Source organism: Micromonospora sp. CA-244673, assembly GCF_050948395.1.
In the GTDB taxonomy this organism is placed as follows: domain Bacteria; phylum Actinomycetota; class Actinomycetes; order Mycobacteriales; family Micromonosporaceae; genus Micromonospora.
In genome coordinates this window covers 2391800-2417270 of record NZ_CP192019.1, presented here as the reverse complement: position 1 = coordinate 2417270, position 25471 = coordinate 2391800, and the positions used below count along the sequence as shown (strand labels likewise).

Below are 25471 nucleotides of genomic sequence, written 5' to 3'. Positions count from 1 at the left end.
GGGATGCGGCGATGGTGGGCGGCGGTCGCCGCCGGTGTCACGGCGGTGTTGGCGCTCGGCGGCTGCGGCGCGCCGGCCGGGGTCGACCGCGACCTGGCCGACGACTGGCCCGCCTTCGGCGCCCCGGCGGCGTTCGTGCCCCAGGCCGGCGCCTGCCACTCCACGATCCAGGACGTCGGCTACCTGAGCGGCTGGAACCCGGTCGACTGCGCCGCCACCCACCGCGCCGAGACGCTGTACGTGGGCACCCTGACCGGCCCGGACGCCGGGCGCGGCACTCCCCCGAAGGCCGGGTCGACCGGCGCCCGGACGGCGCACGCCGAATGCGCGAAGCAGGTCAACAAGGCGGTCGGCGCCGAGTGGCGCTCGGGGCGGCTGCGGCTGTCCGTGGTCTTCCCGTCGGCCGCGGCCTGGACCGGCGGGGCCCACTGGTTCCGTTGCGACGCCTCCGAGGTGGCCAGCCTCGACGACGGCAGCGTCGTCGCGCGCCGCGGCAGCCTGCGCAACGCCCTGAAGGCGGGCTCGCCGCTGGCGCTGGGCTGCTTCAACCCGAAGCTCAGCAAGGACGACGTGGAGGAGATGCGGCCGGTCGCCTGCACCGCCAAGCACCACGCCGAGTTCGTCGGGGTCTACCGGTTCCCGGATCTCAGCTACGCCGAGTTCCAGCGGACCACGCTGCGGGCGCACAAGGGCTGCCGCGCGCTGATCGCCCGGTACGTCAAGGTGCCGAACAACGGCGACCTGGTCTACCGGGCCGGCACGATCATCTACCACCCCTACGAGGAGGAGTGGCAGGACGGCGACCGTGGCGTGCAGTGCTTCCTCTGGGTCTCCGACCGGACGCTGACCCGCTCGCTCAAGGGCGGCGGCAGCAAGGCGCTGCCGGTCACCTGAGCGGGAGCGGGGCGGGCTCTCCGGCCCACCCCGCCCGGTGCGCTCAGCCGACCTGGAGCGTCACGTCGTCGATGACGAAGCTGGTCTGGAGCGAGGCGTCCTCCACCCCGGTCCACTTCAGCGTGACGGTCTGCCCGGCGTACGCCGCCAGGTTGAAGCTGCGCTGCGCGTAGCCGCTCGCCTTGTTCAGGTTCGAGTACGTCGCCAGCGTGGTCGTGCCGACCTGCACGGTCAGCTTGTCGTACGCGGTGCTCGTGGTGGTCTCCGCGGTGTCGATGTGCAGCCAGAACGACAGCGTGTAGCTGGCGCACCCGGCCGGGATGGTCACCGACTGCGACAGCGTGTCCGTGTGGGTGCTGCCGTAGCCGTCCAGCCACGCCTTGTAGGAGCCCGTCCGGGCCGCCTGGCTCGACGAGTTCGTGATGACCCCCGAGCTGGCCGTCCACGGCGTGCTGCCCGACTCGAAGCTGCTGTTGCCGATGAGCTGGCCGCCGGCGCAGCCGCCCGTGCCGGTCACCGTGAGGGTGTAGCCGGCGGTGCGGGTGACCGAGCCGGTGCCGGTGACCGTGATGGTGAAGGTGCCGGTGGTGGCGGTCGCTGAGGCGCTGACGGTCATGGTGGCCGAGCCGCCCGAGGTGACCGAGGACGGGCTGAAGCTCACCGTCACCCCGCTCGGCGCGCCCGTGGCCGACAGGCTCACCGTCTGGGCGCTGCCGCTGGTGGTGGCGGTGCTGACGGTCGCGGTGGTGGAGCCGCCCCGGGCGACGCTGCCGGAGGTGGGGCTCACCGCGACGGAGAAGTCGTTGGTCGGGGTGCCGCCGCCGACCGCGAGCTGCCAGATCGCGTACGCCACACCGTCGGCGCTGCGGTTGAGCACCGTCGCGCTGACGTTGGCGGTGGTGTCGCAGGAGCGGTGGTAGCAGGAGTCGTACGCGGAGTTGGCCGTGCCGCCCCACTTGGCGGCCTGGGCGCTGGTCTTGCGGGCGCTGGCGCCGGCCGCGTAACCGGAGGTCGGGATGCCGGCCTGCTGGAAGGGGTAGTCGTCGGAGCGGCCCTGGCCCTCGACGTTCTCCTCCGGCTGGAGGTTCAGCGAGTCCCAGTAGGCCTTCAGCGGCGCGGCCGTGGTGGAGGTGACCCGGTTGATGAAGTAGCCGCCGTTGGTCGAGCCGACCATGTCGAAGTTGTAGTAGCCCTTGATGTAGCCCTTCTGGGTGGCGCTGAGCGAGTTGACGTAGAACTCCGAGCCGTTGAGGCCCTGCTCCTCGTCGGTCCACCACGCGAACCGCACCCGCTTGGTCATGCTCGGGTTCTGGCTCGCCAGGACCAGCGCGTTCTCCAGCAGGGTGGCCGAGCCGGAGCCGTTGTCGTTGATGCCCGGGCCGGCGGAGACGCTGTCGAGGTGCGCCCCGAACATGACCACCTGGTCGGCCGGGCCCTGCGGCCACTCGGCGATCAGGTTGTTCGACCGGTAGGTGCAGGTCGTGCAGACCTGCTCGGAGACGGTGTAGCCGGCGGCCTGGAGCTTGCCCTTCACGTAGGCGACCGAGGCGGTGTGGCCGGCCGAGCCGGCCCGCCGGTTGCCGCCGTTGCTCGTGGCGATGGAGTTGAACTGGGTGAGGTGGGCCTGGACGTTGGTCACCGAGATGTCCGGCGCGGCGGCGGCGAGCGCGGGGGCGGCGCTCACCGGCGCGGGCTCGGCGGAGGCGGCCGTGGCGGTCAGGGTCGCCGTCACGGCGGCGAAGAGGGCGAGCGCGAGGCCCGCGGTCGGCGTTCTGCGTCTCATGGAGACTCCTCGTGGGGGTCGGCGGGACGTGCTGGCGGGGGTGGCGCGGCCTGTGGACCCCGGTGGGAGCCCCACGGACCGGTGATCGGACAGTGACACGTGTCGATGTAAGAGTCAACGGGACTGTCACATGACACAAAGCGGGACCGGCGTCGCCGGTCCCGCTTTTCCGTTCACCTGTGGACATTCGACCCGTGGGCCGGGTCCGCGCTCAGCCCTTGCGCAGCACCGCCAGGAACATCGCGTCCGTGCCGTGCCGCTGCGGCCACAGCTGGACCGTGGGGCCGTCCCCCAGCCCGGGCATGCCGGCCGGCAGCAGCGGGCGGGCGTCGACGAAGTCGACCGGGAAGCCGCACCGGCGGGATGCCTCGGTCACCGACACGTGCGTCTCCACGGTGTGCGGCGAGCACGTCACGTACGCGACCAGGCCGCCCGGCCGGGCCGCGCGCAGCGCGGCGGTCAGCAGCTCCCGCTGCAACCGGGTCAGCGGCGGCAGGTCCGACGGCTGGCGGCGCCAGCGGGACTCCGGCCGGCGGCGCAGCGAGCCGAGGCCGGTGCAGGGTGCGTCCACCAGCACCCGGTCGAAGTGCCCCTCCGGCAGCTTCGGATCGGCCCCGACCGTGCGCCCGTCGGTGTTCACCACGGTGACCGGCAGGCCCCGGGTGGCCTGGCTGACCAGCCGGGCCCGGTGCTCGGCGACCTCGACCGCGGTGAGCCGGGCGCCGCGCTCCGCGGCCAGGGCGCCGAGCAGGCCCGCCTTGCCGCCGGGGCCGGCGCACAGGTCGAGCCAGCGGCCGTCCGGGCCGTCCAGCGGCGCCACCGCGAGGGCGTTCGCCACCAGCTGGGAACCCTCGTCCTGGACGTGCGCGCGCCCCTCGCTCACCGCCGCCAGGTCACCCGGCGCACCGCCGGCGAGGTAGACGGCGTACGGCGAGAAGGCGCCGGGCGCCCCGCCGACCTCGTCGGCCAGCGCCACCGGGTCGGCCAGCCCCGGCCTGGCGCACAGGTGCACCGGCGGGCGCTCGTTGTCCTCGATGAGCAGGCGGGCGGTCTCGCGCAGATCACCGCCGAGCGCCTCGGCGAAGGCCCGGACGATCCACTGCGGATGGCTGTACGCCAGCGCGAGGTGGCCGATCGGGTCGGTCTCCTCGGACGGGGCGAGCTTCGCCACCCAGCCGTCGACGTCGCGGCTCGCCACCTCGCGGAGCACCGCGTTGGCGAAGCCGGTGGCCCCGGCCGCGACGGTCCGCACCAGGTCCACGGTGGACGACACGGCCGCGTGCGCCGGCACCCGGGTGTGCAGCAACTGGTAGGTCCCGAGCCGCAGCGCGTCCCGCACCGGCGGGTCGATCCGCTGCACGTCCCGGCCGGCCGCGTCGGTGATGATCGCGTCCAGGGTGCCGGTGTGGCGGAGCGTGCCGTAGGTCAGCTCGGTGGCGAAGGCGGCGTCCCGGCCGGTCAGCCCCTCGTCGCGGAGCATCGCCGGCAGCACCAGGTTCGCGTACGCGTCGTCCCGGTGCACCGCCGCGATCGCCTGGAACGCGACGTGCCGGGGCAGGTCGACGGCCGGCCGGACCGGACGCCGGACGCCGCCGCGCCGGTCGGCGCCGAAACGCCCCTCGCGCGGCGGCCCGTCGCCCCGGCGCGCGGGGCGGTCGCCGCGGTCGCCGCGGTCGCCGCGGTCGCCGCGGTCGCCGCGGTCGCCGCGGTCGCCGCGGTCGCGGGACCGTTCGCCGCCGGTGAACCGCCCGGCGTCGCCGGAGCGGCCGCCACGCGGACCGTCGGAGAACCGGCCGGGCTCGGCCGGCCCGGTCACGCGAGCACCTCGCCGGCGGCGACCCGGACGCCGCGCGCCCAGTCGCCGGCCGACATGGCCTTCTTGCCGGCCGCGCGCACCTCGCCGAGCCGCACCGGGACGGTGCCGGTGCCGGCCAGCACCCGCGACTTCTCGACCAGCAGCTCGCCGGGCTTCAGCTCCGGGCCGTCCGCCACCGCGGTGACCGGGCCGAGCTTGACCCGGTCGCCCCGGAAGGTGGTCCACGGGCCGGGGGCCGGGGTGCAGGCGCGGATCCGGCGGTCCACCGCGAAGGCCGGGTCGGCCCAGCGGACCCGGGCGTCCTCGACGGTCAGCTTCGGCGCGAGGGAGACCCCGTCGGCCGGCTGCGGCTCGGCCCGGGCGGTGCCGGCCGCCAGCGCGTCGAGCACCGCGACCAGCAGCCCGGCGCCGGAGTGGGCGAGCCGCTCCAGCAGGTCGCCGGAGGTGTCGGCGGGCCGCACCTCGTCGGTGACGGTGCCGTAGACCGGGCCGGTGTCCAGCCCTTCCTCCAGCTGGAAGACGCTGGCCCCGGTCAGCTCGTCGCCGTGCAGCACGGCGTGCTGCACGGGCGCCGCACCGCGCCAGGCGGGCAGCAGCGAGAAGTGCAGGTTGATCCAGCCGAGCCGGGGGATCTCCAGCGCCGCCGGCGGCACCAGCGCGCCGTAGGCGACCACCGGCACGCAGTCCGGGGCCAGCTCGCGGAGCCGGTCGAGGAACTCGGGCTCGCGCGGTCGCGCCGGGGTGAGCACCTCGACGCCGTGCGCGTCGGCCCAGGCGCCGACCGGGGAGCGGTGCAGGCCCCTCCCCCGGCCGGCCGGCGCGTCGGGGCGGGTGACCACGGCGAGCAGGTCGTGACCGGAGGCGGCGATCGCGTCCAGCGCGGGGACGGCGACGGCCGGCGTGCCGGCGAAGACCAGGCGCATCCGGGTCACCGCCCCAGGCCGAAGGGGTTGCCGGCGGCGTGCGGGCTGAGCTTCACGGTCGGCGGGGCGCCCTCGTCGTACCACTCGGCCTGGCGGATCGCCTTCATGGCCTCCTTGCGGCCGGCCGGGTCGAGCCGGTCGACGAAGAGCACCCCGTCGAGGTGGTCGGTCTCGTGCTGCACGCAGCGGGCCATCAGGCCGGTGCCGACGATCTGCAGCGGGTCCCCGTAGCCGTTGAAGCCCTTGGCGATGACGTTCTGCCGTCGCTTCGTGTCGAAGTAGAGCCCCGGGATGGACAGGCAGCCCTCCGGGCCGTCCTGTTCCTCGGAGTCGGGGAACTCCAGCACCGGGTTGACCAGGTGCCCGAGGACGTCGTCGACGTCGAAGGTGAACACCCGCAGGCCCACCCCGAGCTGCGGCGCGGCCAGGCCGGCGCCGCTCTGCTCGCGCATCGTGTCGGTCAGGTCGGCGATCAGCTTGCGCAGCTCGGCGTCGAAGTCGACGACCGGGTCGGCCGGCGTGCGCAGCACCGGGTCGCCGAACAGACGGATGGGCTGGACGGTCACGCGGAGTGGCTCCTTGTCTGGGACGGGTGGTGCCGTACCAGTCTACGGAGTCGATCCGGTCGCCCCGGCCGGCGTACCGCGATCGGTGACCGGCGACGCCTCGTCACCCACGGTGACCGGCAGCGTCGCGTATCCGCGCAGGGTGAGCCGGACCCGCCGCTCGCCCGGCCCGGCCAGGGCGAGGCCGGGCAGCCGGCGCAGCAGCAGCGGGAACGCCACCTGCGCCTCCAGCCGGGCCAGGCCCGCGCCGAGGCAGTAGTGCGGGCCGGCGCCGAAGGAGAGCGGGTGCACCTGCGGCCGCCACGGGTCGAACCGCTCCGGCTCCGGGTAGCGGCCCGGGTCCCGGTTCGCGGCGCCGAGCATCACGATGAGCCAGCTCCCGGCCGGCAGGTCCACGCCGCCGTGCCGGGTCGGTGCGGTGCTCATCCGGGAGGTGAGCTGCACCGGTGAGTCGTAGCGCAGCAGCTCCTCGACGTAGCCGGGCGCGAACTCGGGATGCTCCCGCAGCGCCGCCGCGTGGCGCGGGTGGTCGAGGAGCACCACGAGGCCGTTGCCGAGCAGGTTGGTGGTGGTCTCGAAGCCGGCCACCAGCAGCACGATCAGGTTGGCCAGCAGCTCGTCGCCGGAGAGCCGATCGCCGTCGGCCCTCATTCGGTCCGTAGCGCCGCCTCGCGGCGCGGAGGCCGAATTATGGCCGTCGGCGTCGTGGGCCTGCACGAGCGCGGTGGTCAGGTCGTCCGCCGGGGCGCGCCGGCGGGCCGCGACCAGCTCGGTGAAGTAGTCGCGCAACTCACCCGCGCCGCGGTCGGCCACGGCCAGCTCCTCGGGGGTGATCTCCGGCTCCAGCACCCCGGTCAGGTCGGTGGCCCAGCGCCGGAACAGCGGCCGGTCGGCCGCCGGCACGCCGAGCAGCGCGCAGATCACCCCCACCGGCAGCGGGTACGCGAACTCGGCCATGAAGTCGACCGGCGCGCCCTCCCGGCCGCGGGCCAGCATCCCGTCGACCAGCCGGTCGGCCTGCGCCTCGACCACGTCCCGCATGGCGGCGATCCGGCGCGGGGTGAAGGCGCCGGCCGCCAGGCGGCGCATCCGGCTGTGGTCCGGCGGGTTGGTGCGCAGCATCGACCGGGAGATCGACAGGACCGCCGGACTCTCCCGCCAGCCCGGCAGGAACTGGTCGCGCAGGTCGTCGTCCATCACCCCGAACCGGGCGTCGCGGAGGATCGCGTCGGCCTCGGCGTAGCCGGTCACCACGTAGAAGACCGGGCCGGCCTGGACCACCGGGCCGTGCGCGCGCAACCGTTCGTACGTCGGGTACGGGTCGACCCGTCCCGAGGGCGACATGAGCAGCGCGAGGGCGTCAGCAGGATCCACGATCGGCCTCCCCAGCCATCGGAGACCTTCATCATGCTCCGGTCCGCCGGATCGGGCGATCCCGCCGCCGCGCCCGTGAGCCCGGTCAGGCGCCGGCGCCCGGCTCCCCGGCCAGCACCGCGCCCCCGCCCAGCAGGGCGTGCTCGGGCAGCGGCAGGGCGAGGCCGTGCGCGGCCTCCCAGTCGTGGATCAGGCTGGGCCGGGCCTGGGCGGCGAAGAAGTCGACCGCGCTCAGCCCGCCGACCACCGGCTCGTCGACCTCGGCGACCAGCCGGGCGGGGACCAGCGGGAAGCCGCTCTGGAGGGCGGCGCTGAGCCGGCGGTGGCCGTCGACCACGAAGAAGTACTCGCCGGTGTAGCCGATGGTCAGCGGCTCCAGGGCCTCGTCGCCGGACCCGGCCACCTCGCCGACGAACTCCGAGTCCCACAGCCCACGGAGGGTGGCGATGTCCTCGGTCGGGTAGACCCGGGCCGGGTCGAGCAGCAGCAGCGGCTGGCCGTCGCGCAGCACGTCCGCGCCGAGCCGCCCCTCGTAGACGTCGACGACGTGCTGGATCACCTGCTCCGGGTTGGCCCGGGTGGTGTCGCAGACCAGGTCGTAGTTGCGCAGGCGGGCCTTGTCGACGCCGTAGCGCACGATGAACCGGCTGCGCTCGCTCTCGCTGCGCTCGCGGAGCTTGGCCTTCGCCTCCTCCATCGAGGTGTAGCTCTCCGCCGGGCCGGACGGGCGGGCCAGCACCCGGCGGGCCGCCTCGGTCGGCTCGGTGATCATGTGCACCTTGAGCGCGTCGGTGAAGAAGTGCCAGGCCAGCCGGGAGTCCATCACCAGGCTCTCGCCCGAGGCGGCGATGTCCCGCTGGAGCTGGTCGACGTAGCCGTCGACGGCCTGGTCCAGCTCGGCGTGCAGGTTGAGCTGCAGGGCGGTCATCTGCCGCTCCTGGGCCATCTGGCGGTAGAGGTCGCCGACGCTGACCCGGCGCAGGCCCAGCCGCTTGGCGATCTCGACGGAAACGGTGCTCTTGCCGCTGCCGAGGTCACCGTTGAAGACGATCGACTGACGAACGGTCACGACTGGTCCACCCCTGATCACCGGCTGATTGACATCATCGAATCCGCGTCGGCTCGACGCACTCCCGCTTTGCCGCGCCGCGCCCGGGAGCCGTCGTGCGCCTGGGCATGACGGGCGATGCTATCACGCGTCTTCCACCCATTTGCCGGACGCGGTGTGTGGCAAACCCCAGCTCACGACCGTACGCAACGGCCCGCGTGCGGCACGTCACGGGCGGCGGGCGGGCTCAGAACAGGCTGAGCGGGTCGATCTGGAGCCGGACCGGATCCGCCGCCTTGCGGGCGCTGCGCTGCCCGGCAGCCGCGTGCAGCGCCCCGGCCAGGGCGGCGGCCCGGGCCCGGGGCACCCGGACCAGCATCCGCTCCCGCCCCTCGTCGGCCGGCACCGGGCCGAGCACCTCGGCGCCGTCCGGCAGCCGGGTACCGGCCAGCAGGTCGGCCACCGCGTCGGCCACGCCGGTGACGCTGGCCATCCGCACCGCCGGCGGGAAGCCCAGCTCGCGGCGCTCGGCCAGCTCCCGGGTGGCGAACCACGCGGAGTCCCAGCGCAGCAGCGCCTGCACCGGCGCGAGGGCCCCGTCGGCGACCACCACCACCCGGCCGCCGGCCGGCCCGGGCCGGGCCAGCGCGGCGGCGGCCAGCCAGCGCCGCAGCGCCTCCTCCCCGGCTCGCAGGTCGGCCCGGGTGAGCAGGGCCCACGAGTCGAGCAGCAGCACCGCCCCGTAGCCGCCCTCGGCAACCGGTTCCGCCCCGGGGGTGGCGATCACCAGGCCCGCGCCGGCCGGCACGGTCGCGAGCACCTCCTCCCGCCCCGAGGTGCGTACCGGCACCCCCGGAAACGCGCGGCCCAGCTCCTCGGCGGTCCGCCGGGCGCCGGTGACGGACGCGCGCAGCCGCCGCCCGCCGCACTCCGGGCAGGCGTACGCGGCGGCGACCCGCCCGCACCAGCGGCAGGCGGGCACGCCCTCGGCCGACGGCAGGCCCAGCGGGCCGGCGCAGTGCGGGCAGCGGGCCGGGGCCCGGCAGTCGGCGCAGGCCACCGAGGGCAGGTACCCGCGGCGGGGCACCTGCACGAGCACCGGCAGGTCGGCGCGGAGCGCGTCCCGGGCGGTGGTCCAGGCCAGGCTGGGCAGCCGGGCGGACGCGGCACCGGGGTCCCGGGCCAGGTGCGGGTCGTCCCCGGTCGGCGCGATCGCCGGCATGCGGGCCCGTACCGTCGCCCGGTCGGCGACCACCTCGCGGGCCCAGCCGGTCTCCACCAGCAGCTGGGCCTCGGCGGTCCGGGCGTAGCCGCCGACGAGGGCGGCGGTCCCGCCGAGCTGGGCGCGGGTGAGCAGCACGTCGCGGGCGTGCGGGTAGGGCGCCCGGGGCTCGGCGTGCAGGTCGTCCCCGTCGTCCCACACGGCGACCAGGCCGAGCCGCTCGACCGGGGCGAACATCGCGGCCCGGGTGCCGATCACCACGGGCACGTCGCCGCGGCGGACGGCGAGGAAGGCCCGGTAGCGGCGGGCCGGCCCGGCCGCCGCGGAGAGGCAGGCGTGCCGGCCTGGCCCGAGGACGGCGGTCAGAGCGGCGTCCAGGCGGTCCAGGTCCCGGGCGTCGGCCACCACGACCACGGCGCCCCGGCCGCCGGCCACGGTGGCCGCCACGGCGTCGGCGTACCGGTCGGCCCAGTCCTCGCCGGGCAGCGCGGACCAGACGGCCCGGGGCGCCCGGCCGGCGGTGAGGGCGCGCAGGAGGGCCGGCCCGGCCGGGTAGTCCCGCCAGCCGCGCGGGTCGACCGGCCCGGCGGCATCCGGACCGGCGGCGTCCGGGCCGGCGTCTGCGGGCGCGGTCGCCGGGGTGGCGGCATCGGGCCCGGCGTCCGGGGGCGCGGTCGCCGGGGTGGCGGCATCGGGGCCGGCGTCTGCGGGCGCGGTCGCCGCGGTGGCGGCGTCCGGGCCGGCGTCCGCGGGCGCGGTCGCCGCGGTGGCGGCATCGGGGCCGGGGCCGGGGCCCGGGTCGACGGCGGCCGGCGGGGCGTCGGCGGCGGCCGTGTCGGTCGCCGTGACGTCCTTCTCGACCCGGGCGTGCCGGGGCGGGACGGCGAGCCGGAGCACGTCGGCGAGGCTGCCGGCGTAGCGGTCGGCGACCGCGCGGGCCAGCGCGGCCACCTCCGGCGCCAGCACCGGCACCGGGGAGACGACCTTCTCCAGGTACGCCAGCTTCGGGTGCGCGGACTCCGCGACCCGCTCCAGCAGCCAGCCGTCGACGAGCTGGCCGGCGAAGCGGACCTTCACCCGCACCCCGGGCCGGGCGTCGGCGTCCAGGGTGTCGGGAACCAGGTAGTCGAAGGGGCGGTCGAGGTGCGGCAGGGGCACGTCCACGCAGACGCGAGCGACCGGCGACCCCTCGGCGGGTCGCCGGTCGCCTCGCCTGGTGCCGGTCAGGCTCCCGCGGCCGACTTGAGGTCGGCGGCCCGGTCGGTGCTCTCCCAGGTGAGGTCCGGCAGCTCGCGGCCGAAGTGGCCGTAGGCGGCGGTCTGCTGGTAGATCGGGCGGAGCAGGTTGAGGTCCCGGATGATCGCGGCCGGGCGAAGGTCGAAGACCTCGGCGACGGCCTTCTCGATCGAGGCGACCGGCACGGTCTCGGTGCCGAAGGTCTCGATGAAGAGGCTCACCGGGTGGGCCTTGCCGATGGCGTACGCGACCTGCGCCTCGCAGCGCTCGGCCAGGCCGGCGGCGACCACGTTCTTGGCGACCCAGCGCATCGCGTACGCGGCGGAGCGGTCCACCTTGGACGGGTCCTTGCCGGAGAACGCGCCGCCACCGTGCCGGGCGTAGCCGCCGTAGGTGTCGACGATGATCTTCCGGCCGGTGAGGCCGGCGTCGCCCATCGGGCCGCCGATCTCGAAGCGCCCGGTCGGGTTGACCAGCAGCCGGTAGCCCTCGGTGTCCAGGCCGAGGCCCTCCAGCTCCGGGGTGATGACGTGGTCGCGGACGTCCGGCGTGAGCAGCGATTCGAGCGAGATGTCGGCCGCGTGCTGGCTGGAGACCACGACGGTGTTGAGCCGGACGGGGCGCAGCCCGTCGTACTCGATGGTCACCTGGGTCTTGCCGTCGGGCCGCAGGTAGGGGATCGTGCCGTCCTTGCGTACCTGGGCGAGCCGGCGGGCCAGCCGGTGGGCGAGCGCGATCGGCAGCGGCATCAGCTCGGGGGTCTCGGAGCAGGCGAAGCCGAACATCATGCCCTGGTCGCCGGCGCCCTGCGCGTCCAGCGCGCTCTCCGACGAGCCGGTACGCAGCTCGAACGCGTTGTCGACGCCCTGCGCGATGTCCGGCGACTGGGCGCCGATGGAGACGCTCACGCCGCAGGAGGCGCCGTCGAAGCCCTTCTTCGACGAGTCGTAGCCGATCGACAGGATGGTGTCCCGCACGATGGTCGGGATGTCGGCGTACGCCTTCGTGGTCACCTCGCCGGCGACGTGCACCTGGCCGGTGGTGATCAGGGTTTCGACCGCCACGCGGCTGTGGGGGTCCTGGGCGAGCAGTGCGTCGAGAATGCCGTCACTGATCTGGTCGGCGATCTTGTCCGGGTGGCCTTCCGTGACCGATTCGGACGTGAAGAGACGTGTCACGGCACTCCTAAGCATGTGAAGACTTTTAAAGGTCGCTCGGCGGCAGTTTAGTCACCGTGCTCCCAGGGTGACCCGGGGAACCGGAGAGTGACCAACCGTCAGGACCGCTCCGGCAGGCGGGCGACCACGAGGTCCCAGACGGCGTCGGCCAGGTCCTCCTTGGGCTGCTCGGGCATCCGGTGCACCGACCCGTCCGCCCCGATCACCGTGGCGGCGTTGGTCTCGGCCCCGAAGACCTTGTCCACGCCGACCTCGTTGATCACGATGAGGTCGGCGCGCTTGCGGGCGAGTTTGGCCCGGCCGTTGGCCTCGGCGTCGCCGGTCTCCGCGGCGAAGACCACCAGCACCTGCTCCGGCCGCCGGCGCCGGCCCAGCTCGGCCGCGATGTCCGGGTTGGTGACCAGCTCGATCGTGGGCGCGCTGCCGTCGTCCGACTTCTTGATCTTACCGGGCGCGTACGTCGCCGGGCGGAAATCGGCGGGCGCGGCGGCCATCACCACGGCGTCCGCGTCGGCGGCCGCCTCCAGGGTGGCCTTGCGCAACTCCTCGGTGCTGCCCACCCGGACCAGGTCCGCACCGGCCGGGTCGGCGAGGGCGACGTTTGCCGAGACCAGGGTGACCCGGGCGCCCCGGGCCACGGCGGCGCGGGCGAACGCGTAGCCCTGCTTGCCGGAGGAGCGGTTGCCGAGGAAGCGGACCGGGTCGAGCGGCTCCCGGGTGCCGCCGGCGGTGACCACCACGTGACGGCCGGCCAGGTCGGCGGGGGCGGCGCCGCCGCGGGCCAGGGCCCGGCGGGCGACCGCGAAGATCTCGGCCGGGTCGGGCAGCCGGCCCTTGCCGGTGTCCTTGCCGGTGAGCCGGCCGACGGCGGGCTCGATCACCAGGACGCCGCGGGACCGCAGGGTGGCCACGTTGGCGACGGTGGCCGGGTGCTCCCACATCTCGGTGTGCATGGCCGGCGCCAGCACCACCGGGCAGCGCGCGGTCAGCAGGGTGTTGGTGAGCAGGTCGTCGGCGAGGCCGTGGGCGGCCTTGGCGAGCAGGTCGGCGGTGGTGGGCGCCACCACGACCAGGTCGGCGTGCTGCCCGAGGCGGACGTGCGGCACCTCGTGCACGTCGGACCAGACGTCGTCGGCGACCGGCTGGCCGGAGAGCGCGGCCCAGGTCGGCGCCCCGACGAAACGGAGCGCCGACGCGGTCGGCACGACCCGGACCCGGTGACCCGACTCGGTGAAGAGCCGGAGCAGCTCACACGCCTTGTAGGCGGCGATGCCGCCACCGACCCCGAGGACGATCTCGGCGGCCATCGGCGCGGGCGGGGCTTACGGCTGGTCGGTCGGCTCGGCGGTGAGCAGACCCGCGTTGATTTCGCGCATGGCGATGGAGAGCGGCTTCTCCTGGGGGGTGGTCTCCACCAGCGGGCCGACGTACTCCAGCAGGCCCTCACCGAGCTGGCTGTAGTAGGCGTTGACCTGGCGCGCGCGCTTGGCGGCGAAGATGACCAGCGCGTACTTCGAGGTGGTCTTCTCGAGGAGCTCGTCGATCGGCGGGTTGGTGATGCCTTCGGGGTTGGCGATGGATCCCACGAATTAACCTCTGCGTCGTTGTGCACCGCCCGGGGGCGGTGGCCTCTCAACCGCTCGGGCGCGGTCGGGCCGGAGCCAGGAAGGAAGAACCGAGCAAGCCTACCAGCTCGTCGGCCGCGCGCTCGGTCCGGTCGTGCACGACGGCGTGTGCGAAGGCGGCCGCGACGGCCGGGTCCGGCCGGTACGTGGGCGGGGTGAGCAGCACCAGCCGCGCGTCCGGCGCCATGGCCCGGACGGCGAGCGCGCCCGGCAGGTCCAGCGGGAGCAGCACCGGCCGCCCCTCGGCGAGCCGGGATCGCACGCCCGCGCGCGGCACCCCGCGCCGGTACGGCCCGATCCGGCTCCACTCGAGCAGCTCGTCGGCCGCGACCATGCGGTCGAAGTCGCCCGCGTCGACGAAGAGCCGGTCGACGCCGTCCACCTCGCCGGGGCAGGCCGGCCGGGTGGTCACGGCCACCGGCACCCACACGGACGGAAAGCGCGCCCGGACCAGCTCGACGACACTCTCCCGGCCGGCTCCCGAAGGTCCGGCCAGGACAGTGAGCCGAGCCGCCGGGCGCGCCTCGTCATCCGTGCTCACCGCTTGTTTCTACACGGTGGGTCGTTCAGTTGGCGGCGAACTCTCCAAGCAGCGCCTTGCGCTGCTGCTCGCCCAGGCCACGCAGTCGGCGGCTGTCAGCGATCTTGAGCTTCTCCATGATCTGGGTGGCTCGGATCTTGCCGATGCCCGGCATCGCCTGGAGCACGGCCGAAACCTTCAGCTTGCCCACGACGTCGTCGGACTCGGCCCGCTCGAGGACGGTGGCGAGGGTGGTCTTGCCCTGCTTGAGCTGTTCCTTCAGCTCAGCACGGGCCTTGCGGATCTCCGCGGCCTTCTCCAGCGCGGCAGCGCGCTGCTCGGGGGTCAGTGACGGGAGCGGCACCAGTTCTCCTCAGGTCCCTAGTACGGCGGGCGGGGTGCACCGCCGCAGCTGTGAAACGTGGTGTCGCTGGCAACCAAAGGGGTCAGTGGTTCCCAGCGCGGGGAAAACTAGCGGTCAACGGCGTTTTCGGCAACGTGGGCGCGCGAAGATCAACGGAAAGTGACCGAGCCGTCAGTCAGTCACGCGTGGCCAGGGCGGCCCGACACTCGGCCAGCACGCGGTCGGTGGCGGCCAGCAGGGCGGTCTGGTCCGGCCCCGCGCCCAGCACCTCCCGGGAGTACGACGGCAGCACCGAGGGCAGGGCCGAGCCGAAGACGGTACGCAGGTCGGCGGCCGTCGCGCCCTGCGCGCCGAGCCCCGGGGCGAGCAGCGGACCGTTCACCGCGGTGAGGTCATGACCGGTGTCACCGATCGTGGCGCCGACCACCAGCCCGAAGCTGCCGAGCGGCTCGGCACCCCGGTTGAGCTGGGAAATCTCGTCGATGACGGTCTGCGCCACGGTGCGCCCGTCGGCCCCGACGGCACGCTGCACGGCGGCTCCCTCGGGGTTCGAGGTGAGCGCCAGGACGAAGACGCCGCCGCCGTGCGCGGCCGCCAGCTCGAACATCGGCGCGAGCGAACCTACCCCGAGGTAGGGACTCGCGGTGACCGCGTCGACATACAGCGGGCTGGATGGATCGAGGTAGGCCGACGCGTACGCGCTGACCGTCGAGCCGATGTCGCCGCGCTTGACGTCGAGGAGAACGAGCGAGCCCGAATTTCGCAACTGTCGGATAGTTGACTCAAGAATTCCGACACCCCGGGACCCGAAGCGCTCGAAGAACGCCGACTGGGGCTTGACCACGGCCACCCGGTCGCCGATGGCCTCCACCACCGTCCGGCAGAACCGGTCGAGACCCTCGACGTCGTCGGACAGTCCCCAGCGGGCGAGCAGCCCGGGGTGCGGGTCGATCCCCACGCAGAGCGGTCCCCGCTCGGCCACGGCCCGGTGCAGGCGGGCGCCGAAGGTCTCCATCGCGTCTCTCCCTCTCCTGGCGCGGCGTCGGGCCGCGTCGTGTCCGGCGACGGCGTCCCGCCGCCGGTCGTCCCGTCCGCCGGGCTCAGCCGGCCTTGACGGCCGCGGCCACGCCGGCCGCGATCCGCGCCACGTCCGCGTCGTCGCAGACGTACGGCGGCATGGTGTAGACGAGGTCCCGGAACGGGCGCAGCCAGACCCCCTGCGCCACCGCGGCGGCGGTCGCCCGGGGCAGGTCCACCTCGTGGTCGAGCTGCACGACGCCGATCGCGCCGAGCACCCGCACGTCGGTCACCCCGGGGGCGTCACGCAGCGGCGCCAGGCCGGCCCGCAGCCCCTCGGCGATGCCCGCCACCCGGCCGGCCCAGTCCCCGGCCCGCAGCAGGTCCAGGGAGGCGTTGGCGACCGCGCAGGCGAGCGGGTTGCCCATGAAGGTGGGGCCGTGCGCCAGCACCCCGTCGGCCGAGATGGCGCGGGCCACCTCGGGGGTGCAGAGCGCCGCGGCCAGGGTGAGGTACCCGCCGGTGAGCGCCTTGCCGACGCAGAGCACGTCCGGGGCGACCCCGGCGTGCTCGGCGGCGAACATGGTGCCGGTCCGGCCGAAGCCGGTGGCGATCTCGTCGAAGACCAGCAGGATCCCGTGCGCCCGGGTCACCTCGCGCAGCACCCGCAGGTAGTGCGGGTTGTGGAAGCGCATCCCGCCGGCGCCCTGCACCACCGGCTCCACGATGACCGCGGCCAGCTCGCCGGCGTGCCGCTCGACGGCGTCCACGAGCGCCGCCTCGTACGCCGGGTCGGGCGGGGTGTCGAAGCCGGCCGGTGGCACCGGCGCGAACACCTGCCGGGGCAGCACGTCGCCCCAGAGGTGGTGCATGCCCCCCTCCGGGTCGCAGACGCTCATGGGGTGGAACGTGTCGCCGTGGTAGCCGCCCCGCCAGGTGCCCAGCCTGCGACGCTCCGGCCGCCCCAGGGCCCGCTGGTACTGCAGGCACATCTTCACCGCCACCTCGACGCTGACCGAGCCGGAGTCGGCCAGGAAGACGTGCTCCAGGCCGTCCGGGGCCAGCTCCACCAGGGTCCGCGCCAGGCGTACGGCGGGCTCGTGGGTGAGGCCGCCGAACATGACGTGACTCATCCGGCCCAGCTGGTCGGTGACCGCGGCGTCCAGCACCGGGTGCCGGTAGCCGTGGATCGCCGCCCACCAGGACGACATCCCGTCGACCAGCTCCCGGCCGTCGGCCAGCCGCAGCCGTACGCCCTCGGCACTGTCCACCACGTACGGTGGGCTGGCCGGCGGCAGGGCCGCGTACGGGTGCCAGACGTGCCGGCGGTCGGCGGCGAGGATCTCCTCGGGCGTCACGGTTCTCCTTCGTGGTGTCAGCGCCGGGCGGCCGCCCGGGCCACCGACCGGACCAGGGCCGGGCCCCGGTAGATGAAACCGGTGTAGAGCTGGACGAGGCTCGCCCCGGCGTCGAACATCCGGATCGCGTCGTCCGGGTCGAGGATCCCGCCCACGCCGATGACCGGCAGCCGGCCGCCGGTCTCGCGGTGCACGAAGGCGACCACCTCGCGGGCGCGGGCGGTCAACGGTCGGCCGGAGAGGCCGCCGGTCTCCGCGCCCCGCTCCCGGTCGGCCGGGGCGAGCCCGTCGCGGCCCAGGGTGGTGTTGGTGGCGATCACCCCGGCCGCGCCGCGGTCGAGGCAGACCTCCAGCAGCTCGGCGACGGCCGGCTCGGTGAGGTCGGGGGCGATCTTCACGAGCACCGGCTTGTCCCCCACCAGGGCCGCGAGCAGCGCGTCCAGGTGGGACCGGTCCTGGAGGGACCGCAGCCCCGGGGTGTTCGGTGAGGACACGTTGACCGCGAAGTAGTCCCCGTGCGCCTTCAGCGCCCGGTAGGAGGCCAGGTAGTCCTCGACGGCGTCGTCCAGCGGGGTCACCTTGGACTTGCCGAGCGAGATGCCCAGCGGCACGCCGAGCGGGCGTGGCAGCGCCGCCAGCCGGGCCGCGAGGGCGTCGGCGCCGGCGTTGTTGAAGCCCATCCGGTTGACCACGGCCTCGCTGTCGCGCAGCCGGAAGAGCCGGGGCCGGGGGTTGCCCGGCTGGGCGTGCGCGGTGACGGTGCCGACCTCGACGAAGCCGAAGCCCAACGCCGGCCAGGCGGGCAGCGCCACCCCGTTCTTGTCCATCCCGGCCGCCAGCCCGACCGGATTGGGGAACTCCACCCCGAACACGGTCCGCGGCGCCCCCCGGAAGTACCGCGCCCGCAATGCCCCGAGCACAGCCGCCCGCCGAGCCACGGAGGAAAGCCGCGCCAAGGTCCACTCATGCGCCGCCTCGGCGTCCCCACCCCCGATCCGGAACAACCGAGGCCGCACAACCTTCTCGAAGATCACGCCCGCCTCCCCGGCCCGACCGCGTTGATCATGAAGTTATCGCCCCGACACGCCGACGCGCCGGACAACAACTTCATGATCGACGGCAGCGGGGCTGTCACTCGCCGGCCCGGAGGGCGGCGTGGAGCTCCTGGAGGGGGCGGACCCGCATGTCGCCTCGGATCCTCGCCTCGATGCCCATTACCGCCGCTGCCGCGCCGGGCACCGTCGTGACGCAGGGGATGTCCGCCGTCACGGCGGCGCTGCGGATCTCGTAGCCGTCGGAGCGGGCGCTCGCGCCGGAGCCCTGCGGGGTGTTCACCACCAGGGCCACGTCGCCGCCGAGGATCAGCGAGACGGCGTCCTCACCCTCGCCCGACTCGTAGTGCTTGCGGATCTGCTCGCAGGCGATGCCGTGCCGGCGCAGCACCTCGGCCGTGCCGGTGGTGGCCACGATCTCGAAGCCCAGGTCGGCCAGGCGCTTGATCGGGAAGATCATGCCGCGCTTGTCCCGGTTGGCCACCGAGACGAAGATCTTCCCCGCGGTCGGCAGCGACCCGTACGCGGCGGACTGCGACTTGGCGAAGGCGTGCCCGAAGTTGGTGTCGATGCCCATCACCTCGCCGGTGGACTTCATCTCCGGGCCGAGCAGCACGTCGATGCCCTTGCCGGACGGCGTGCGGAACCGCTTGAACGGCAGCACCGCCTCCTTGACCGCGATCGGGGCGTCGGCGGGCATGGTGCCGCCGTCCCCGGTGGGCGGCAGCATCCCCTCGGCGCGCAGCTCGGCGATGGTGGCGCCGAGCGCGATCCGGGCCGCCGCCTTGGCCAGCGGCACCGCCGTGGCCTTGGAGACGAACGGGACCGTCCGGGAGGCGCGCGGGTTGGCCTCCAGCACGTAGAGCGTGTCGCCCTGGAGCGCGTACTGGACGTTGAGCAGGCCCTTCACCCCGACGCCGCGGGCGATCTCCTCGGTGTAGCGGCGCACCTGGGCCAGGTGCGAGCCGGCCAGGGTGATCGGCGGCAGCGCGCACGAGGAGTCGCCGGAGTGGATGCCGGCCTCCTCGATGTGCTCCATCACGCCGCCCAGGTAGACCGCGCCGTCGGCGTCGACCAGGGCGTCCACGTCGATCTCGATGGCGTCGTCGAGGAAGCGGTCCACCAGCACCGGGTGGTCCGGCGAGATGTCGGTGGCCCGGCCGATGTAGTCGCGCAGGGTGGCGTCGTCGTAGACGATCTCCATGCCCCGGCCGCCGAGCACGTACGAGGGCCGCACCAGCACCGGGTACCCGATCTCGTCGGCGATCGCCTTGGCCTCGTCGTACGAGGTGGCCATGCCGTGCGCCGGGGCGCGCAGCCCGGCCCGGGACAGCACCGCGCCGAACGCGCCGCGCTCCTCGGCCAGGTGGATCGACTCCGGGGAGGTGCCGACGATCGGCACGCCGGCGGCCTTGAGCCGCTTGGCCAGGCCGAGCGGCGTCTGCCCGCCGAGCTGCACGATCACCCCGACCACGCCCGGACCGCCGGCCGCCTTGCCGGAGGAGTCCTCGGCGTGCCAGACCTCCAGCACGTCCTCGAAGGTGAGCGGCTCGAAGTAGAGCCGGTCGGCGGTGTCGTAGTCGGTGGAGACGGTCTCCGGGTTGCAGTTGACCATCACCGTCTCGTAGCCGACCTCCCGCAACGCCTGCACGGCGTGCACGCAGGAGTAGTCGAACTCGATGCCCTGCCCGATCCGGTTCGGCCCGGAGCCCAGGATGAGCACCTTCGGCCGGTCCGAGGGCCCGACCTCGGTCTCCTGGTCGTACGTCGAGTAGTGGTACGGGGTGGTCGCCTCGAACTCGGCCGCGCAGGTGTCCACCGTCTTGTAGACCGGCCGGATGCCGAGCCGGTGGCGCAGGGTGCGGACGCCGTCCTCGGCCGCCAGCTCGGGGCGCAGCGCGGCGAGCTGCCGGTCGGAGAGGCCGGCCCGCTTGGCCCGGCGCAGCAGCTGGGCGTCGAGCACCGGGGCGTCGACGATCTCGGTCCGCAGCTCCACGAGCGCGGCGATCTGGTCCAGGAACCAGGGGTCGATGCCGCCGGACGCCTCGGTCACCTCGGCGATCGACGCGCCCAGCCGCAGCGCCCGCTCGACCGTGTAGATCCGGCCGTCGTGCGGCATCCGCAGCGCGGCGAGGGTGTTCTCCCGGGTGGCCCCCGCCGGGTCCGGGGTGGTCCAGAAACCCGACGACTTGGTTTCCATCGAGCGCATCGCCTTGTTCAGCGCCTCGGTGAAGTTGCGCCCGAGGCTCATGGCCTCGCCGACCGACTTCATGGTGGTGGTCAGCTCCGGGTCCGCGCCGGGGAACTTCTCGAACGCGAACCGCGGGATCTTCACCACCACGTAGTCCAGGGTCGGCTCGAACGCCGCCGGGGTCTTCAGGGTGATGTCGTTGGGGATCTCGTCGAGGGTGTAGCCGATGGCCAGCTTGGCGGCGATCTTGGCGATCGGGAAGCCGGTGGCCTTCGACGCGAGCGCCGAGGAGCGGGACACCCGCGGGTTCATCTCGATCACGACGATGCGGCCGTCGGCCGGGTTCACCGCGAACTGGATGTTGCAGCCGCCGGTGTCGACGCCGACCTCGCGGAGCACCGCGATGCCCAGGTCACGCAGGCGCTGGTACTCCCGGTCGGTCAGCGTCATGGCCGGGGCCACGGTGACGCTGTCGCCGGTGTGCACGCCCATCGGGTCGACGTTCTCGATCGAGCAGACGACCACCACGTTGTCGTGGCGGTCGCGCATGAGTTCGAGCTCGTACTCCTTCCACCCGAGCACGCTCTCCTCGATGAGCACCTCGTGCACCGGGCTGGCGGCCAGGCCGGCCCCGGCGATCCGGGTCAGGTCCTCGTCGGTGTGCGCCATGCCGGAGCCCAGGCCGCCCATGGTGAACGACGGCCGGATCACCACCGGCAGGCCCAGCTCGCCGACGGTGTCGCGGACCTCGTCCATCGAGTGGCAGACCCGGGAGCGGGGCACCAGCGACGACGGGTCGTCCAGCCCGAGGCGTACGCCGGCCTTGGCCACGATGTCCTTGAACAGCTGGCGGTCCTCGCCCCGGTTGATGGCGTCGATGTTGGCGCCGATCAGCTCGACGCCGTACTTCTCCAGGACGCCGGCCTCGTGCAGGGCGACCGCGGTGTTCAGCGCGGTCTGCCCACCCAGGGTGGGCAGCAGCGCGTCGGGGCGCTCCTTGGCGATGACCAGCTCGACGAACTCCGGGGTGATCGGCTCGACGTAGGTGGCGTCGGCGAACTCGGGGTCGGTCATGATCGTCGCCGGGTTGGAGTTGACCAGGCTGACCCGGATCCCCTCGCTGCGCAGCACCCGGCAGGCCTGCGTGCCGGAGTAGTCGAACTCGCAGGCCTGGCCGATGACGATCGGCCCGGAGCCGATGACCAGGACGTGCTTGAGGTCGGTCCGCTTAGGCATCCGTGCGCCCCTCACTCTGCTTCCGGTCGGGGCCGCGGCCCTCGATCAGCTCGGCGAAACGGTCGAAGAGGTAGTCCGCGTCGTGCGGGCCGGCCGCCGCCTCGGGGTGGTACTGGACGGTGAAGGCGGGCACGTCCTTGGCCCGCAGCCCCTCGACCACGTTGTCATTGAGGCAGACATGGGAGACCTGGACGCCGCCGAACTCGGTGTCGATCACCTGGTCGGGGACGACCAAGCCGGGCCTTCGGCCCGGCTCCTGCACGGCGCTGAGCTCCTGTTCGCGGCCCGGCCAAGCGACCGCGAAGCCGTGGTTGTGGCTGGTCACCTCGACCTTGCCGGTGGCCCGGTCGAGCACCGGCTGGTTGATGCCGCGGTGGCCGTAGCCGAGCTTGTAGGTGCCGAAGCCGAGCGCCCGGCCCAGGATCTGGCTGCCGAAGCAGATGCCGAACAGCGGGATCCGCCGGCCCAGCACCTCCCGCGCCAGGGCGACCGGCCCGTCGGCGGTGGCCGGGTCGCCCGGCCCGGGCGAGAAGAAGACCGCGTCCGCGCCGGTGGCCAGCAGGTCCTCGATGCGGGAGCCGGCGGGCAGCACGTGGGTGGTCACACCGCGGGCGGCCAGCCGGCGCGGCACGTTGCGCTTGATGCCCAGGTCGAGCGCCGCGACGGTGAACCGGTGCTCGCCGACCGCCTCGACGACGTACGGCTTCTCGGTGGTCACCTCCGCGGAAAGGTCCGCGCCGACCATCTGCGGCGCGCGGCGGACCCGGTCGAGGAGGGCGACCGGGTCGTCGTCGATGCTGGAGATGCCGACCCGCATGGCGCCGCGCTCGCGCAGGTGCCGGGTGAGGGCCCGGGTGTCCACGCCGCTGATGCCGACCACGCCCTCGGCGGCGAGCCGGTCCTCCAACCCGCCCGTGGCCCGCCAGTTGGAGCCGATCCGCGCCGGGTCGCGCACCACGTAGCCGGCCACCCAGATCCGGCCGGACTCGTCGTCCTCGCCGTTGACGCCGGTGTTGCCGATGTGCGGCGCGGTCTGCACCACCACCTGGCGGTGGTAGGAGGGGTCGGTGAGGGTCTCCTGGTAGCCGGTCATGCCGGTGTTGAAGACCGCCTCACCGAAGGTCTCCCCGACGCTGCCGTACGCCTCGCCGTGGAACGTGCGCCCGTCCTCCAGGACGAGGATCGCGCTTCTGCGCTTCGCCATTACTTGACAGCCTTTCCGTCCAGGACCGTCGGCTCGCCGCGCAGGAAGGTCGCCACGATGCGACCCGGCAGCGTCATGCGGGCGTACGGGGTGTTGCGACTGCGGCTGGCCAGCTCCGCCGGCTCGACGACGCGGCGGGCGGCCGGGTCGACCAGGGTCAGGTTGGCCGGCACGCCGGGGGCCGGGTCGAGGCCGTGGGAGTCCAGCCCGGCGATCCGGGCCGGGGCGCGGGACATCCGCTCGGCGATGAGGTCCCACTGCGGCCCGAGCACGTCCAGCGCGATGGAGAGCGCCGTCTCCAGACCGAGCATGCCCGGCCGGGCGTACGCCCACTCGCACTCCTTGTCCTCCACGGCGTGCGGCGCGTGGTCGGTGGCGACGATGTCGATCACGCCCTCGGCCAGGGCTGCCCGCAGCGCGGCGACGTCGGCGGCGGTGCGCAGCGGCGGGTTGACCTTGTAGACCGGGTCGTAGGTGGCGGCCTTCTCGTCGGTGAGCAGGAGGTGGTGCGGGGTCACCTCGGCGGTGACCTTCACTCCCCGGGCCTTGGCGTGCCGCAGCACCTCGACGCTGCCCGCCGTGGAGACGTGGCAGATGTGCAGGCGGCTGCCGACGTGCTCGGCCAGCAGCACGTCGCGGGCGATGATCGCCTCCTCGGCGACCGCCGGCCAGCCGGTCAGCCCGAGCCGGGTGGAGACCTCGCCCTCGTGCATCTGGGCGCCCTCGGTGAGCCGGGGCTCCTCGGCGTGCTGGGCGATCACCCCGTCGAACGCCTTGACGTACTCCAACGCCCGGCGCATCAACTTCGGGTCGGCGACGCAGTGCCCGTCGTCGGAGAAGATCCGCACCCGGGCCGCCGAGTCGGCCATCGCGCCCAGCTCGGCGAGCCGCTCGCCGGCCAGGCCGACGGTGACCGCGCCGATCGGCTGCACGTCGACCAGCCCGGCCTCCCGGCCGAGCCGCCAGACCTGCTCGACCACGCCGGCCGTGTCGGCCACCGGCGAGGTGTTCGCCATGGCGCAGACCGCCGTGTAGCCGCCGAGCGCCGCCGCCCGGGAGCCGGACTCCACGGTCTCGGCGTCCTCCCGGCCCGGCTCGCGCAGGTGGGTGTGCAGGTCGACCAGGCCGGGCAGGGCCACCAGGCCGGTGGCGTCGAGCACCGTGGCGTCGGGCGCGGCCAGGCCGGCCCCGGTCTCCACCACGACGCCGTCGCGGATCAGCAGGTCGGTCGGCGCGGCGCCGACCACACTCACGTTCCTGACCAGGTACGCGGTCACCGGTTGTTCCCTCCGAGCAGCAGGTAGAGGACGGCCATCCGCACGGAGACCCCGTTGGCGACCTGTTCGACGATGGTGGAGCGGGGCGAGTCGGCCACCTCGGGCGTGATCTCCATCCCCCGGTTCATCGGGCCGGGGTGCATGACGATCGCGTGCTCCGGCAGCCGGCGCATCCGCGGCCCGTCCAGCCCGTAGCGGCGGGCGTACTCGCGGGCGGAGGGGAAGTAGGAGTCGTTCATCCGCTCCCGCTGCACCCGCAGCATCATCACCACGTCCACACCGGGAAGAACGGTGTCGAGGTCGTAGGAGACGTCGGTGCCGGGGGCCAGTGCGGGAGAGATGTCGACCGGAATGAGGGTCGGCGGGCCGACCAGGGTGACCTTCGCGCCCAGGGTGGAGAGCAGCAGGACGTTGGAGCGGGCCACCCGGGAGTGCAGCACGTCGCCGACGATCGCCACGTGCAGGCCGTCCAGGCGACCCAGCCGGGACCGCATCGTGTAGGCGTCGAGCAGCGCCTGGGTGGGGTGCTCGTGGGTGCCGTCGCCGGCGTTGACCACCGAGCCGTCCACCCAGTTGGCCAGGCGGTGCGGGGCGCCGGAGGCGGGGTGCCGGACGACCACCGCGTCGGCGCCCATGGCCTGGAGGGTGAGCGCCGTGTCCTTCAGGCTCTCGCCCTTGGTCACGCTGGAGCCCTTGGCGGAAAAGTTGATCACGTCGGCGCTGAGCCGCTTGGCGGCCGCCTCGAACGAGATCCGGGTCCGGGTGGAGTCCTCGTAGAAGAGGTTGACCACGGTCCGGCCGCGCAGCGCCGGCAGCTTCTTGACCTCCCGGCCGGCGACCGTGGCCATCTCGGCCGCGGTGTCCAGGATCCGGGTGGCGGTGGCCGCGTCCAGGTCGGCCCCGGAGAGCAGGTGACGGATCATGCGGCGCCTCCGTGCAGCCGGACCTCGTCCGCGCCGTCCGTCTCGGCCAGGGTGACCTTGACGCTCTCGGCGAGCGCGGTGGGGATGTTCTTGCCGACGTAGTCGGCGCGGATCGGCAACTGGCGGTGCCCCCGGTCGACCAGGACGGCGAGCTGCACCGAGGCCGGGCGGCCGACGTCGCTGAGCGCGTCCAGGGCGGCCCGCACGGTGCGGCCGGAGAAGAGCACGTCGTCGACGAGGACCACCCGCCGGCCGTCGATCCCGCCCGGGGGCAGGTCGGTGGGGCCGACCGCGCGGGTGGCGTGCCGGCGCAGGTCGTCGCGGTAGAGCGTGATGTCGAGCACCCCGACCGGGACGGTCACGTCCTCGAAGGTGCTGATCCGGGCGGCGAGGCGCCTCGCGAGCGGGACCCCGCGGGTGGGGATGCCGAGCAGCACGGTGTCGGCGGCGCCCTGGGTCTTCTCGAGGATCTGGTGGGCGATGCGGTCGACCACCCGCGACACGTCGGCGGCGGCGAGGATGACCTTCACCGAGGGTTGTCGCGGCGGCGACGGGTGGGCAGCCGGTGGGTAGGCCACGGCGGACCTCCTTCCCCGCCTCACGGGACGGGTCGTTAAAGGACGTCTGGTTGACTCCGGCGGGCCGCGGAGGGCCCGGACCGGGG

Annotated in this window: 21 protein-coding genes; 1 reads left to right on the top strand and 20 read right to left on the bottom strand. The window is 74.2% G+C overall.

Annotated elements, in window-relative coordinates:
- The first annotated feature begins 3 nt into the window (after window positions 1-3).
- A complete protein-coding gene (locus ACQP12_RS11325; RefSeq protein ID WP_357945978.1) occupies window positions 4-894 on the top strand; it encodes a septum formation family protein in 891 nt (296 codons plus the stop codon).
- A gap of 43 nt (window positions 895-937) precedes the next feature.
- On the opposite strand, the gene ACQP12_RS11320 is transcribed toward ACQP12_RS11325, so the two are convergent.
- The 20 genes from ACQP12_RS11320 to pyrR all read right to left on the bottom strand — a co-directional run bounded on the left by ACQP12_RS11320 (window position 938) and on the right by pyrR (window position 25385).
- On the bottom strand, window positions 938-2677 hold the full coding sequence (locus ACQP12_RS11320; protein WP_433287265.1) for a M28 family peptidase: 1740 nt from the start codon (window positions 2675-2677) through the stop codon (window positions 938-940).
- Between the two features lie 211 nt (window positions 2678-2888).
- Window positions 2889-4493, bottom strand: coding sequence for an RsmB/NOP family class I SAM-dependent RNA methyltransferase (locus ACQP12_RS11315; protein WP_433287263.1), 1605 nt, complete (start codon window positions 4491-4493; stop codon window positions 2889-2891).
- On the bottom strand, window positions 4490-5416 hold the full coding sequence (gene fmt, locus ACQP12_RS11310) for a methionyl-tRNA formyltransferase (protein ID WP_433289222.1): 927 nt from the start codon (window positions 5414-5416) through the stop codon (window positions 4490-4492). The genes ACQP12_RS11315 and fmt overlap by 4 nt, the downstream gene beginning before the upstream one ends.
- Window positions 5417-5421: 5 nt before the next feature.
- On the bottom strand, window positions 5422-5982 hold the full coding sequence (gene def / locus ACQP12_RS11305; RefSeq protein ID WP_433287261.1) for a peptide deformylase: 561 nt from the start codon (window positions 5980-5982) through the stop codon (window positions 5422-5424).
- Window positions 5983-6024: 42 nt separating this feature from the next.
- Entirely contained in the window at window positions 6025-7326 is a 1302-nt protein-coding gene (locus ACQP12_RS11300) for a cytochrome P450 (protein WP_433289220.1), read from the bottom strand.
- 115 nt (window positions 7327-7441) lie between these two features.
- Window positions 7442-8425: an AAA family ATPase gene (locus ACQP12_RS11295; protein WP_433287259.1), complete on the bottom strand. Its 984-nt coding sequence runs from the start codon at window positions 8423-8425 to the stop codon at window positions 7442-7444.
- Window positions 8426-8651: 226 nt separating this feature from the next.
- Window positions 8652-10790 carry a primosomal protein N' gene (locus tag ACQP12_RS11290; protein WP_433287257.1) on the bottom strand — a complete coding sequence of 713 codons (2139 nt, stop codon included), beginning with the start codon at window positions 10788-10790 and terminating at the stop codon, window positions 8652-8654.
- 59 nt (window positions 10791-10849) lie between these two features.
- Window positions 10850-12055 carry a methionine adenosyltransferase gene (gene metK, locus ACQP12_RS11285; RefSeq protein ID WP_387115459.1) on the bottom strand — a complete coding sequence of 402 codons (1206 nt, stop codon included), beginning with the start codon at window positions 12053-12055 and terminating at the stop codon, window positions 10850-10852.
- Window positions 12056-12138: 83 nt separating this feature from the next.
- Window positions 12139-13347 (bottom strand): bifunctional phosphopantothenoylcysteine decarboxylase/phosphopantothenate--cysteine ligase CoaBC, encoded by a 1209-nt coding sequence (gene coaBC, locus ACQP12_RS11280; protein ID WP_433287255.1) that lies wholly within the window; start codon window positions 13345-13347, stop codon window positions 12139-12141.
- A gap of 15 nt (window positions 13348-13362) precedes the next feature.
- Entirely contained in the window at window positions 13363-13626 is a 264-nt protein-coding gene (gene rpoZ, locus ACQP12_RS11275; RefSeq protein ID WP_007075826.1) for a DNA-directed RNA polymerase subunit omega, read from the bottom strand.
- A gap of 46 nt (window positions 13627-13672) precedes the next feature.
- On the bottom strand, window positions 13673-14206 hold the full coding sequence (locus ACQP12_RS11270; RefSeq protein ID WP_433287253.1) for a guanylate kinase: 534 nt from the start codon (window positions 14204-14206) through the stop codon (window positions 13673-13675).
- A gap of 25 nt (window positions 14207-14231) precedes the next feature.
- A complete protein-coding gene (gene mihF / locus ACQP12_RS11265) occupies window positions 14232-14549 on the bottom strand; it encodes an integration host factor, actinobacterial type (protein WP_013285515.1) in 318 nt (105 codons plus the stop codon).
- Between the two features lie 175 nt (window positions 14550-14724).
- Complete coding sequence (gene pyrF / locus ACQP12_RS11260) at window positions 14725-15564, bottom strand: orotidine-5'-phosphate decarboxylase (RefSeq protein WP_433287250.1); 840 nt, start codon at window positions 15562-15564, stop codon at window positions 14725-14727.
- An 85-nt stretch (window positions 15565-15649) separates the two neighbouring features.
- Window positions 15650-16924, bottom strand: a complete 1275-nt coding sequence (locus ACQP12_RS11255) for an adenosylmethionine--8-amino-7-oxononanoate transaminase (RefSeq protein WP_433287248.1) — start codon at window positions 16922-16924, stop codon at window positions 15650-15652.
- 17 nt (window positions 16925-16941) lie between these two features.
- Window positions 16942-17958, bottom strand: a complete 1017-nt coding sequence (locus ACQP12_RS11250) for a quinone-dependent dihydroorotate dehydrogenase (RefSeq protein WP_433287246.1) — start codon at window positions 17956-17958, stop codon at window positions 16942-16944.
- 97 nt (window positions 17959-18055) lie between these two features.
- Window positions 18056-21403, bottom strand: a complete 3348-nt coding sequence (gene carB / locus ACQP12_RS11245; protein WP_433287244.1) for a carbamoyl-phosphate synthase large subunit — start codon at window positions 21401-21403, stop codon at window positions 18056-18058.
- Window positions 21396-22607, bottom strand: a complete 1212-nt coding sequence (gene carA, locus ACQP12_RS11240; RefSeq protein WP_433287242.1) for a glutamine-hydrolyzing carbamoyl-phosphate synthase small subunit — start codon at window positions 22605-22607, stop codon at window positions 21396-21398. Before carA ends, carB begins: the two co-directional genes overlap by 8 nt.
- On the bottom strand, window positions 22607-23884 hold the full coding sequence (locus tag ACQP12_RS11235) for a dihydroorotase (protein WP_433287240.1): 1278 nt from the start codon (window positions 23882-23884) through the stop codon (window positions 22607-22609). Before ACQP12_RS11235 ends, carA begins: the two co-directional genes overlap by 1 nt.
- Entirely contained in the window at window positions 23881-24807 is a 927-nt protein-coding gene (locus ACQP12_RS11230) for an aspartate carbamoyltransferase catalytic subunit (RefSeq protein WP_357946017.1), read from the bottom strand. Before ACQP12_RS11230 ends, ACQP12_RS11235 begins: the two co-directional genes overlap by 4 nt.
- Window positions 24804-25385, bottom strand: a complete 582-nt coding sequence (gene pyrR / locus ACQP12_RS11225) for a bifunctional pyr operon transcriptional regulator/uracil phosphoribosyltransferase PyrR (protein WP_357946019.1) — start codon at window positions 25383-25385, stop codon at window positions 24804-24806. The genes ACQP12_RS11230 and pyrR overlap by 4 nt, the downstream gene beginning before the upstream one ends.
- Window positions 25386-25471: the final 86 nt, after the last annotated feature.